The following is a 12,696-nucleotide window of genomic DNA, read 5'->3' as shown; positions in this document are numbered from 1 at the left end:
GGGGCCAAAAAATGGGCTTTTTGGCAAAGCAGCAGATATCAGCCACTTTTTTGCCTCTCTGGCCCGGAATTACCGCGGTCTAGATTGGGTCGTTTGATAGTGAAAGGAATGCTTATGAATATCACCCAATCTTTGTTTGTTCTTAGTGCGCTTGGAATGGGGGCGGTCTCTGCGTCTGCCGCAACGCACGAAGTTTGTCCGATTGGCTGTGCATTCACAAACATTCAGCTCGCCGTTGATGCGGCTGTTCCAGGAGATACCGTCAAGATTAAGGCAGGGCATTATCACCTTGCGGCACCGATCAACACGCTTGGAAAAGCGATCGCAATCGTTGGTGAAGTTGATGCAATGGGGCATCCAGTGACTGTCTTGAGCGGTGATACAGATAACAACGGTACAGCTGATGTTCAGGTTTTGCGTTGTGTTTCATTTGAGACGTCAACAACTCTGTTTATTAACTTAATTATAGATCGGGGCCAGTCTGCTAATGGTGGGGGGATGTACAACGGGAATTCAAGCCCTTTGATGCGCAATTGTTGGTTTACAAACTGCATCGCATTAGTACGCGGTGGCGGCATGCTCAATAGTGAATCAAGTAATCCAATACTTGTAGATTGTTGGTTCATGAATAATCAGGCACCAACCGGTGGCGGTATGGCCAATGAAATAAAAAGTAATGCTCGGCTCATCAATTGTCAGTTCGATTACAACTACGCCTATGAAATGGGCGGCGGCATGCTCAATGTGCAGAGTGATCCATATCTCGATCGTTGTTTCTTTTGGTCCAATGAGGCGCCACTTGGCGGCGGCATGTCCAATACGTGGGCAGTACCGTTTATGACATCATCTAATCCGCAAGTCTACCGAAGTGAATTCCATGGCAATATCGCGGCCTTTGGTGGTGGCGGTGTCTATAACGAAGGCAGTATGGGCGAATTTGAAGAATGTTTTTTTGTGCAGAACACGGCGATTGAAGGCGGTGGAATGCAGAGTTTGTTTGCAGCCAATCCATTGATTGATGACTGTGAGTTCACTGAAAATAATGCGACGCTTGGTGGGGGCCTCTTCACCGGTGACATGTCTGCTTCAATCGTGATTAGCAGTCGTTTTATTCGAAACTCCGCAGCTGATGGCGCGGGTATGTACGAGTGGTTGGCAAGTGCATCAAGTGTTTACGACACTGAATTTTTACAGAATATGGCATCCAATTCGGGTGCTGGTGTATATAGCGCAGACACGTCTTCGCCGGTCGTCAAAGACTCACTTTTTGCTTGGAATATGGCTTCCAATAGCGGCGGTGGAATGTTTAGTGAGAAGGGAAGTCCTACTGTCGCGCGGGTGCACTTCACAGTCAACTCAGCGAGAAATGGTGGAGGCATGTTCAATAGCGGCGATGCCATGATGCCAACAACGGCCATGATTACAGAGTCGCTTTTTACTGAAAACCTCGCGCAGATTAATGGCGGTGCAATGTTCAATGATTCTGATGCGTCACCAGTGATTAGCAATACTGTCTTTAAAGTGAATCTCGCTGATGGTAGTGGTGGAGGCATCTTTAGTAATCAGGGCAGCAAGCCATCTGTGCATGACTGTGATTTTCTTGAAAATAAAGCTGGCGTCAACGGTGGCGGTATGCACAACATCGCGAATGCGGCTTGGGTTGAGGGGTGTCAGTTCGATTTGAATGAGGCGATTAGCGCTGGTGGCGGTGTTGGTAACGAAGGCGCCAGTCATGGCCACTTTATGAAATGTAATTTTTTCTCTAACACCGCAGCCGAAGGTGGCGGCATGGCAAACTTACGCAACGATACGCCCTATTTAGAATCATGCGTCTTTGATGAAAATAAAGCCATTCGTGGTGGTGGCATGGCGAACTACGTGCAAAGTAATGCCATTCTGCTCCAGTGTGCATTTCGGGTTAATTCCGCGTCTGATGCAGGCGGTGGCATCTACAACTACCTTTCCGATCCCGAGTTTTATAAGACAGGAGTTCGTCGAAATATTGCAGAAGGTAACGGCGGTGGTATTGCCAATGAAGCAAGCAATCCGCTCATCGACGACTGTGCGATCAAGTTCAACACTGCTGATGTTGATGGAGACGCTGTTGGTACTGGCGGTGGTATGTGGAGTAGTCCATTTGCAACCCCAAAAGTATTGAACAGTGTGATTTGTGGCAATATGCCAAATCAGATAAGTGGTGCTTGGCTGGATCTGGGCGGTAATCTTGTTGGCGATGAATGTCCCGCAGATGCATGTGATGCTGATATGACTGGTGATGGTATTGTCAATATCTTAGATTTCACCATTCTCTTAATAGATTGGGGTAAGGTCGGTGTAAGTGATGCTGATCTGAACGGTGATTTGATAGTCGACTTCTCTGACTTTACGATGCTTTTGATTACTTGGGGTGGTGAGTGTTCCGCGTAGAAAAATGGGCTCCTCTATGGGGTGGGGACGCAGCACTCTAGATCTCAAGGCGATGACCGGCGTCTGAATACGGACTGTGTTCAGACGTCGGTTTTATTAACTGAAATTTCAAACCGAGCAGACCAGGGAGCCGCTGGTTGAGCTTGGGGTAGTCCAGTGGGATTGTCGCTGAGTTGTGCGGTGAGTGAAGTCATTGGTTCAACGCAGCAGTAACTTGCATCAGTTGGTGAGAAGATCTGCATCCACTGGTAATGGTGTTTAAAGGCGACCATTATTGAACTGTCTGGGCCACTCATATGGGCCGTTGAATCATCACCCATGCCCGCAAACAAGTCATCGAACTGATGTCCTCTTAGAGCAAACTCACCAGAGAAGTCTGGAGCCGGTTTTTCGCTTAGTGGATGAACAGGTAGATTCTGGGCATCCAAGGTCACTTGTTTTAGTGAAGGGGTGGTCATCTTCCAATCATCGCGTTTTGAACCAGCGAGCTTGAGGTACGGATGCCAGCCAAATGAAATCGGCACACTGTTTTTGCTTGTTGGTGTGACGGTGACCTCAATAGCTAGTGTTTGTTTTTTTAGAGACATTGCTAATGAAAGACGATGTTCAAAAGGAAACGCGGCCATGAGCGCTTCATGTTCAGCCCAGTCGATGTGGCAATGTAGGTCGGCGGACTTGTCAGTTGCAGTGAGTGAGTCGATCTTCCATTGATCAAAACGTACGAGGAGGCCATGCATGGGCAATCCATTGCCGTCACGGTGGACCAAGGCATGGTCAGCCAGATTGACGGCTTGGCCATTTACTTCGTAGTGGTCACTGCGCAAGCGGTTTGCCCATGGATAGAGCAGGGGGATGCCCCCTGTGTGCTGGCTGGCCACAAATTCACCGAGTGGTAGAGGTAGATGGACGTATTCTTTCTCTGCAACGGTCATGCCAACAACACACATGCCAGCAGCGGGGCAAATCGAGACGCATGTATTGGTGTGATTGCAGACAAGCTCCAATAACTCAACGCCGTCGCGTGTTGTTTTGATCGCGTCATAAGGTGGTGGAGTTGAGCTCAAGTGTTCTCTCCTGAAGACTTCTGGTTTTTTCTTTGCTTAATGAGCTTGGCCCGTTTTCGCGAGGTTGATCCGCCTGGCATCATGCCATGCATCATGCCATGTGGAATTACCGTGCACATGCCAGCGATCAAACGGTTGACCAGGCCGTTGATGTGTACGGGTTTACCTTGTTCAACAGCTCGCAAACCTTGGCGAACAACTTTGTCGCTATCCATCCACATGAATCGAGGCATTCGATTCATTTTGTCGCGCGTGCCCTGCACATCATGGAATTCAGAATAGGTATAGCCAGGACAGAGCGCTGTGACATGCACATTGGTTCCGCGTAGTTCAAGTGAGAGAGAGCGAGAAAGTCGCAGTGCGTACGCCTTGATCGGTGGATAGAGGCTGCCGGAAAAATCAGGTGTAAAGGCAGCCAGAGAGGCGACGTTGATAATGCGGCCATATTCGCGTTGTCTCATACTTGGTAAGTAAAGGTGACAGAGTTCGGTCAGTGATACGAGCATGACTTGGAGTTGATCCGCAACGTCCTTGGCGGTCACCCTCGAAAAGGTTGATTTCAACGCATAGCCTGCATTATTGACAAGAATGTCGACATCGATGTTCTGGGTGGCTTCAAAGAGTGCATCAGAGGATGTGGTATCAGCCAAATCCATCGCCAAGACAGTGCACTTGATGCCATGTGTTTCCGTGAGCTCTTTGCCCAGATCTTCGAGCCGATCAGCACGCCTCGCCACCAAAATAAGATTGGCTCCTTGGGCTGAGAGTTGGCGTGCAAACTCAGCGCCGATGCCAGCAGAGGCGCCAGTGATCAAAGCTGTTTTTTGGTGAAATGTATGGCTCATGGTGTCTATGCCCCTCGGGGTGCCCACTGGGGTGTTGAGTATATCGCACATGCGTACCAGATGGCTGGCGCCGCGTTACCATGGACACCTAAGGAATCAATTATGGCAACGATTTACCAACGTGATGTGATCGAAAAGGTGGTCGCCAATCTGCCTTTGCTTGGTGCCATTGAAGATGGTTTTGTTGCACATGCGCAGGGGCGGGTGGTCGTGCCACCAGTTGGTGAGTTGACCTTTCAGGATCCACCTGGTGATACCCATATCAAATATGGATATATCAAAGATGATGATGTCTTTGTGATCAAGATTGCTTCAGGATTTTATGAAAATCCAACCCGCGGACTTGAGTCTGGATCAGGATGCATGCTGGTGTTGAGTCAGGAGACGGGCCAGCTGTGCTCAATCTTGCTTGATGAAGGTTATCTCACTGATGTACGTACCGCACTGGCGGGTGCCATTGCAGCAAAATACCTGGCGCCAAAAGAAGTTGACGTGATAGGTGTGCTTGGTACGGGTGTCCAAGCACGAATGCAAGTCCTCGCACTGACAGACGTCAGGCCTTGCAAACGAATCGCAGTCTGGGGACGATCGCCAGCTGGGGCCATGCGCTATCTGGAAGCCATGCAAGGAGAGGGCTACGACGTGACGCTCTGCGATACGCCCGCCGATGTCGCAGCGCAAGCCAGACTTATTGTCACAACGACGCCATCTGAAAAACCGCTCTTGCACGCCAATGATGTACAAGTTGGTACGCATATCACTGCGATGGGCTCTGACACGCCAGGGAAGCAGGAGCTTGCTGCCGATGTTATTGCTCGGGCCAATGTGGTGGTCGCCGATAGTCGCTCCCAATGCGTTGAGCGAGGCGAAATTGCCAAAGCGGTGCAGGCTGGCATCTTTGAACTAGACAAAGCCGTTGAACTTGGGCAAGTTGTGCAAGATCCACAACTGGGACGAACTTCCGAAAACCAAATAACAGTGGCCGACCTGACGGGGGTCGCTCATCAGGATATTCAGATTGCCAAAGCAGTCGTAGAAGCATTGGGATAACAAGACATGCGATTCAAACAGTTTGTAATGGAGCGAATGCAATCGCTTTACGAAAATGACGTTGACTTTAACCTCACTGAGAGTGGATGGCATCCACTTTCTATTCGCCAAGTGGTACCGGAAGAGGTGATTGAGAGCCTGATCGATCTCGAGTTGGGTTATGGGTACAGCCACGGTAAGCATGATCTGCGTCAGCGCATCGCCGACTGGTATCCCAGTGATGTGACGGCCGATCACGTGATGGTGAGTAACGGTTCTGCCGAAGCGAATATGGTCATCATGCTCAGCATGCTCGACCCAGGAGACGAGTTGGTCTTAATGGGTCCAAACTACATGCAAATCGATGGCTTGACGCGCGGTTTAGATATTAATGTAAAGACATTGTCGTTGCGCCCAGAGTTGGACTGGCTGCCGGATATGGATGAAGCGAAAAAACTGATCACTGATCGCACCGCCATGATTAGTATCTGCAACCCGAATAATCCAACCGGTCAAATTATGCCGCCGGAGATCATGCAAGCTTTGGGTGCCTTGGCTCAGAAGCACGGCGCTTACTTGCACGCCGATGAGATTTACCGTGGTTCAGAACTTAGTGGCACAGACACACCATCAGTGCGCGAGCTCGGTGCGCATACATTGGCTACTGGTGGACTCTCGAAAACCATGGGACTACCCGGACTGCGTATTGGTTGGGTTATTGCAGAGCCAGACATTATTCATCAATGCTGGCATCACAAAGACTACACTTCAATTACCAGCTCGACGTTGTGCCAGGCGATTGCGACGTATGTACTTGAGCCAACGACGCGCAAGCGCATTTGTGATCGCAGTCGTACGGTGTTGGGCAGAAACATCAAAATCTTCCAGGACTGGATGGACCGCTATCCAGGTGTCTTCTCATGGCTGCCACCGAAGGCCGGAGGGATGGGTTTTGTGAAGTATGACTTGCCGATGGGTTCTTCAGAGCTTTCGGATGAGCTGCGTATCAACGAGAGTGTCTTTGTGGTGGCCGGTGACTGCTTTGGCTTCGACAAATATCTGCGCTTCGCTATCGGTATGGAGTCAGACCATTTTGCGGCAGGTCTAGAGCGCGTCAGTGAGGGATTGGCCCGCCTCTTTCCGAAGCGCATCATGGCAGAGGTGAGCTGAGGAACCTCTTATTGGTCAATTATCGAAAATTCAGGAGATCCCACGATTGAAATTCTTGATGCTTTGGTTGCCAGGGAGGGTTTTGATAAAACTGGGGTAGAACTTTGCCTCTGAGAGGCGGTACTTTCGCGTTTCCTGGTAGAGCGGATCTCGCAGATCCAATTTTTCAGGAGCAAGCCAATGAAACGCCTTCTCCCCACACTCTGTATTAGTCTTTGTGTAAGTGTAGCTCATGCGGAGACACGGTATGTCTGCGCGAGTGGAACTTGTCCATCGCCTCGCTACTGGACCATTCAATCAGCAATTGATGCAAGCAGTGATGGTGATGTGATCGAAATTGCGGCAGGCAATTATTTTCCATTGGCAGTGATTACAATCTTTAATAAAACAATTACGATTCGTGGTGAAACAGATGCTAGTGGTCAGCCACTGACGGTAATCAGTGGTTGGGATGTGGCCCCTGCAGAGGAGTTTTTCTCCGAAGGCGGTGTTATTCATTGCAGTGGGATTGTAGGTGCAGATACCGTGTTAGAGAATCTGATTATTCGTGATGGGGATGCACATCGTGGCGGTGGCATGTATTGCATGGCAGGACCGACACTGCGCAACTGTCACTTTATAAACAACCAAGGGGCGAGCGGCGGCGGCGTCTATTTCTCAGACTGGGGAATGTATAGCACCCCAGTGTTTGAGAATTGTACTTTCGTAGACAACCGTGCCATGAGTCTCGATGGATATGGTGGAGCTGGTGGAGCGGTTCTACTGTCAGGTGAAGATGGCAACGGGCCGACCTTTTACGAGTGTCAATTCACAGGCAACACTGCTGAACATCAAGGTGGTGGTGTTTGGATTGGGCGGAGCGAGGGGACCTTCAAGTCTTGCTTGTTTTCCGACAATGAGGCGGGCGAATCTGGTGGAGGCCTCTGGTATTATGGAACTGTTTGGCAGCCGGTACTGGTCATGCACTGTGTGTTTGAGCGCAACACCGCCAGTCAGGGAGGTGGGATATTTGCCAAGTCTGGTATAAACGGCATCTTTCTATACGTGCATGACAGTGATGTTAATTTGAATCGTGCAATGCTCGAAGGTGGAGGCATGTATATCTCACACTATGAAGAAGATCTAGGCCATATATTCGCTCACGTTATTGATATCGAGCTTTCACGCTTCGTTGAAAATGAAGCTGGGACCACAGGTGGTGGCATCCATTGTGATAACTATGCGTCACCGACGATTAAACAATGCACAATTAAGAAGAACACAGCGATGGCAGGTGGAGGACTTGACAGCCACAGTACATCGCTGCCTTCGGTAGAGGACACGCTCTTTTGTGGTAATGCAACGCCACAACGGCAAGGCCCCTGGTTGGACTTAGGTGGCAACTCATTTGAAGACTTCTGTGCCACTGATTGCCCTGCTGATATCACCCGTGATGGTTATGTCGATGTTCATGATTTCAGCGTCTTGCTTGTTCATTTTGGACATGAGGGTGTGTCTCCCGCAGATATCAATGGAGACTTGATGGTTGACGTACAGGACTTCACTTATCTCCTGATTAACTGGGGTAATCCCTGCAACTGATCAACGAGTTGTCTTCAAGTGAACGAAACGACTTCAATGGCTCCCGTTGGTACTTACCAGCGGGGGTCTTCATGATCCTCAGCCCAATCATCTTTGAGTTTCTTAAGTGATTCGACAACTTCGGGCTGACTTGCGGCAAGATCATGTTCTTCGCTGATGTCATCAGTGAGGTTGTAGAGCTCGAAATCACCGCCATTGAATTGGACCAGCTTCCAGTGACCTTGGCGGACCGCAGCATTCTTCTTTTGTTTCCAGAAGAGGGCGCGATTGGGAGCCAGCTCGCGATCACCAGTGAGCATGGGAGACAGATCAATACCATCGAGCCGAGGTGTTTGGGTTGCATAGCCAACGGAGGCAGCGTTCAGCGCGGTTGGAAAAAGATCTAAGGCACTGACCGGATGCTTGTACACAACGCCAGCAGGCCAGGTCGCTGGCCACCGCGCTGCGAATGGAACCCGAATACCTCCTTCATAAGTTTGTCCCTTCTTTCCGCGCAAAGGCGTGTTGTCGGCGCCCGCTAAGGTCTGTCCACCATTGTCATTGAGGAAGACAACGATGGTATTGTCTGCAATGTGGTTGCGATCAAGCGCCTGGAGTACTTTGCCAACCGCATCATCCATCGACATCGTCATGGCCGCTAGCTTGCGCCGCTTGGCGCTGAGCTCGGGATTGGTTTTATCAAGCTTCTCTTTGGTCGCGTGTAGTGGTGTGTGTACCGCATTAAAGGACAAGTACATAAAGAAAGGTTTTTGAGCATGTCGATCAATATAAGCCGCGGCTTCTTGGCCAAGGGCATCAGTCATGTAAGTGAAGTCTTCATCAATTGGCTCACGATCGCGAAGCAGTCGGTTGAGCTTGGTGTGCTTCTTTCCAGTCGTTGGATAGAAGCTGCGCGCGCCTTGTAAGAAACCATAGAAATCATCAAAGCCACGGGATAAGGGATGGAAATGCGGCGCATAACCAAGGTGCCACTTACCCAGTGCAATGGTGCGATAGCCTTGGGCTTTTAATGCATCGGCGATGGTGACTTCTTCGACCGGCAGGCCATTGACTTCAGAATATTTGGGTGGAATGTTGTGGTGATGTCCAAATCGCTGTTGGTAGCGACCAGTCAAAAGGCCGGCGCGGCTGGGGCTGCACACCGATGCGGAGACATAACCCTGACTAAAACGGACGCCCGTTTCAGCAATGCGGTCGATGTTGGGTGTGGGGAAGTCTTTGCTGCCATGCAGAGAGAAGTCAGCGAAGCCCGCATCATCTGAGACAATGATGATGATGTTGGGGGCTGATGATGTTGGAGGGGCCTGATCTGGTTTTTCAGCAAAGCGGGGAAGTGCACGGGTCAGAAATGTTTCAGCGTGGGCGACATCGGTTGATACTTCAACGATTTGCCATGCGTAGGGATCTGTGTTGCCCGATTGGCCAACCCGTTTTGCCAGCAGCAGGATCTGCTCATCGGGGCGCTGATCGGGATATGTGATGAGAAAAGTGACCAAGACGCGGTGCTCACGTTCGCTCCTGCTCATGGTCTCGTAGAGTTTGCTGACCGTCCCCGATCTTATTCGCTGCTGCAACTGCTGCGGGGTCATCTCGCCAGCCTGGCCGGACCATACCTCCGGTGCAAAGAGCTTCTCAACACCAGTAAAGTCAGCGCTACGCACTGCTTCGAATGTTTTCTTATAGAACGCTGCATGGTGTCCATGAGCCGTGCATGTGATCAGCAGCACCAGCCAAAAGGGCAGCAGAAGAGAGAGTTGCGTATGTTTCATGGTTAAGAGAAGGACTCCAAATCATGCGATAAGAAGCATTCGTCACGCTTCTATATGATAGTCGCTGGATCTGGATAGTAACCGCTCTTATCGACATCTCAGTACAATTCGTGCTGGGATTCGTTGGATTGCCAGAGGCCAAATAGGTTCTCTTGCCGCCAGGTATCGAAGGGCGGATGAGATCCAGTGAAGTCTTGGCTCGGTGAAGCACGAAAGCAAGCAATCATGTCGCACGCAGTGTTGAAGAATGTCAGCGTTATTGGAGCAGGTGGCATTGGCTGCGCGATTGCTCATGCGCTGAGAGCTGGTGATGTTGATATCACGCTGGTCGAAAGCGACGCAGAGAAAGTACGTTGGGGCAAGGCCAATGGCGTCGGCATCGATGGTCAGTCATGTTTCCCCATCAATATCGTTTCATTTGAGCAATGGTCACCGCCAACGTCATCTGAGGATAGTTTGGTCGTGCTTTGCACGAAATGCTATGACAATCAGTTGGTCTTGAGCCGTCTTTGCCAAGAGACTGATGTGGTTCCGATTCAAAATGGGTTTGATCGACAACTTATGGATCGTGTGAATCATGAAGGAATCGCTTCGTTTGTATCTGAGTGTCACGCAGGCCAAACTCAGACGCGGATCACACGAAAAGGTGAACTTCATCTTGGGCGCAGTGGTGATTGTCAGTCGCAAATCATGCATCCAATGCGAGAGGCACTGGCGCAGGTGCTTTCAGAGCACGGTTCTTTTGACGTGCTCGAGGTTAATGACGTGCGGCCTTTTAAGTATGCCAAAGTGATGTATAACGCCGCCATTAGTCCATTGGCGGCGGTGACTGGTCTCGATAACAGCAAACTCTTGACGCTGGGTCCCGCGCGACGTCTGTTCTTTGCGTTTTTGCGTGAGAACTACCGTATTCTCAAAGCGGCGGGTATTGAGTTGGGCAAAGTTGGTCCGTTTTATCCGCAGACCGTCAATCGTATTTTGAGTGTGCCATTCTTAGCGAGGGCCATGGCGGTGCCATTTTCTGCTTCACTGCGCAATACCTATTGTTCGATGTCTGGCGATATTGAGCGTGGACAAACAGAAATCCGTAACTTCAATGGTCATCTCATTGATGTGGCTGGACACGAGCCTTGTGAGCTTAATCGCCGCGCCTGTGATCTTGTGGAGCGCATGGCGGCGGTGCGAGCAACTCCGGCACTTCATTTTCTCGATGAGATGGCAAGTGTCGCTTCAGTCTCACAACCTGAATCAGAAGGTGGGGTTCAATGACCAAAGAGCCGGGTCTTATTTTAGTGACCGGTGGCGCTGGCTTTATTGGCACCCAACTTGTTGAGCAGCTTGTTCAAGCGGGGCGACAGGTTCGTGTACTGGATAAGCCAGGTGTCGATGTGAGTCACTTGCCAACTGATCGAGTTGAGATTGCCCACGTTGATATTTGTGATCCCCAAGGGGTGATGCAGGCGACGAAGGGGTGTGATGTGGTCTTGCATTTGGCGGCCAATCCTAATCTTTGGGATCGAAATCCACGCACATTTGAAGAGGTTAATCATCAAGGTACGCGTCATGTCTTAGCAGCAGCTCATCAACAAGGAGCGCGGCGAACGGTTTATGTTTCAACAGAGTCAATCTTGGCGCCTCCGGGTTTGAAGGGGGTCATCACCGAAGACACGGTGACGACGCTCAATGAAATGATTGGTCCCTACTGCCGCAGTAAATGGCAGGCTGAACAGGCTGCCTTTGAAGCGGCTCAAGCGGGGCAGCCAGTCATCGTCGTTCGGCCAAGTATTCCGGTTGGCGCTGGCGATCGCGGTATGGTGCCGCTCTCTCGGATGATGTGTGACTATATCAATGGGCGCATTAAAGGATATATGGCTGGTGAACTGAACCTCATCGATGTGGGTGATGTGGCGGCAGGTATTTGGGCGGCCGCTGTGCACGGAACACCTGGTCAGCCTTATCTGCTTGTCAATGAAAACTGGACGGTTCAGCAGTTAATCAATTATCTGGCTGCGTTGCTTGATCGAAAGCCGCCAAAGTTGCGGGTTCCTTATGCAGTTGCTTTGGCTTATGCCCATTTTGAAGAGTTACTGATGCGGGTGCGTCGCAATGGTATTCCAATGGCGACCGTGACGGGTGTGCGACTGACGCAGCGTCGTTTTCACTTTGATGGACGCCAGTCGTTTGAGAAGTTGCAGTTGATGCCAATGCGGAGCTGTCGGGACTCCATTGTGGAGGCGATTGCTTGGTACCAACAGGGTGGGCATATTCAGATTGATCAGCCACTGTGCAGCGTCAGCGAAGTCGCAAAGCATCAATAGCGAGAAAGGGCAGGATGTCATGATCACAGAGAAAGAAGTGAAGCAGCTAGTCGAGTCATTCTGGCATGATGTTCGCAGTGGCCGGCCTGGCGCTGAGATGGAGCATTTCTTTATCGGCCAGGGGCATGTGATGGTGCCTGGTGGCGTGCGTATGGATCTTGAACCACATCAAGAGATGCATCGTCAACTGTGTGATGAAGTGCATGCTTGGAAAACAATTGAAATTAAACCGGTCTGGAAAGATCCAGAGCGTGTGCATGTGGCGGCCCTTGTGAGTTGGGATGCTTCTTTTGTTGACGGGCGACCGGGTCGGATCAAAACCCAAGTTCAAGAAGAGTGGCTGATCGAACGTTGTGAAGATGGCCAGGTCCGATTTGTGCTCTATCGCAGTCCGGTCGTTGACTTTGCGGACGATTCAGCGGAACTCAACATCTAACGCCCCCGCCCAGTAGGGGTGACTCTACAGGGCTCTTGCGTGTTTCAATATTGTCAG

General features: G+C 50.5%; 10 protein-coding genes. 7 read left to right on the top strand and 3 right to left on the bottom strand.

Features of this window, described 5'->3' with window-relative positions; all coding sequences use genetic code 11:
• Positions 1–114: 114 nt before the first annotated feature.
• Positions 115–2,427, top strand: a complete 2,313-nt coding sequence (locus P8J86_12975) for a hypothetical protein (protein ID MDG2055603.1) — start codon at positions 115–117, stop codon at positions 2,425–2,427.
• A gap of 80 nt (positions 2,428–2,507) precedes the next feature.
• Here the strand turns inward: P8J86_12975 and P8J86_12970 are convergent, their stop codons facing one another.
• Positions 2,508–3,491, bottom strand: a complete 984-nt coding sequence (locus P8J86_12970; protein ID MDG2055602.1) for an aldose 1-epimerase — start codon at positions 3,489–3,491, stop codon at positions 2,508–2,510.
• Complete coding sequence (locus tag P8J86_12965) at positions 3,488–4,336, bottom strand: SDR family oxidoreductase (protein MDG2055601.1); 849 nt, start codon at positions 4,334–4,336, stop codon at positions 3,488–3,490. Before P8J86_12965 ends, P8J86_12970 begins: the two co-directional genes overlap by 4 nt.
• Between P8J86_12965 and P8J86_12960 the strand changes: the two genes are divergently transcribed.
• The 3 genes from P8J86_12960 (at position 4,328) to P8J86_12950 (ending at position 8,116) form a co-directional block, all read left to right on the top strand.
• Positions 4,328–5,386, top strand: coding sequence for a hypothetical protein (locus tag P8J86_12960; GenBank protein ID MDG2055600.1), 1,059 nt, complete (start codon positions 4,328–4,330; stop codon positions 5,384–5,386). The genes P8J86_12965 and P8J86_12960 overlap by 9 nt on opposite strands.
• 6 nt (positions 5,387–5,392) lie before the next feature.
• On the top strand, positions 5,393–6,535 hold the full coding sequence (locus tag P8J86_12955; protein MDG2055599.1) for an aminotransferase class I/II-fold pyridoxal phosphate-dependent enzyme: 1,143 nt from the start codon (positions 5,393–5,395) through the stop codon (positions 6,533–6,535).
• Between the two features lie 180 nt (positions 6,536–6,715).
• Positions 6,716–8,116 (top strand): right-handed parallel beta-helix repeat-containing protein, encoded by a 1,401-nt coding sequence (locus tag P8J86_12950; GenBank protein ID MDG2055598.1) that lies wholly within the window; start codon positions 6,716–6,718, stop codon positions 8,114–8,116.
• 53 nt (positions 8,117–8,169) lie between these two features.
• Here the strand turns inward: P8J86_12950 and P8J86_12945 are convergent, their stop codons facing one another.
• Positions 8,170–9,885 (bottom strand): sulfatase, encoded by a 1,716-nt coding sequence (locus P8J86_12945; GenBank protein MDG2055597.1) that lies wholly within the window; start codon positions 9,883–9,885, stop codon positions 8,170–8,172.
• A gap of 186 nt (positions 9,886–10,071) precedes the next feature.
• Here P8J86_12945 and P8J86_12940 point away from each other — a divergent pair, with 186 nt between their 5' ends.
• From P8J86_12940 to P8J86_12930, 3 genes are read left to right on the top strand one after another with little or no spacing between them, the layout of a single operon-like run.
• Positions 10,072–11,154 (top strand): ketopantoate reductase C-terminal domain-containing protein, encoded by a 1,083-nt coding sequence (locus P8J86_12940; protein MDG2055596.1) that lies wholly within the window; start codon positions 10,072–10,074, stop codon positions 11,152–11,154.
• Positions 11,151–12,203, top strand: a complete 1,053-nt coding sequence (locus P8J86_12935; GenBank protein MDG2055595.1) for an NAD-dependent epimerase/dehydratase family protein — start codon at positions 11,151–11,153, stop codon at positions 12,201–12,203. Before P8J86_12940 ends, P8J86_12935 begins: the two co-directional genes overlap by 4 nt.
• A 19-nt stretch (positions 12,204–12,222) precedes the next feature.
• Positions 12,223–12,639 carry a hypothetical protein gene (locus tag P8J86_12930; protein ID MDG2055594.1) on the top strand — a complete coding sequence of 139 codons (417 nt, stop codon included), beginning with the start codon at positions 12,223–12,225 and terminating at the stop codon, positions 12,637–12,639.
• Positions 12,640–12,696 lie beyond the last annotated feature (57 nt).

This window comes from Phycisphaerales bacterium, from assembly GCA_029268515.1.
Lineage (GTDB): Bacteria > Planctomycetota > Phycisphaerae > Phycisphaerales > SM1A02 > JAQWNP01.
The sequence above is the reverse complement of the archived record's forward strand: the minus strand, read 5'-3'. Positions and strand labels throughout refer to the sequence as shown.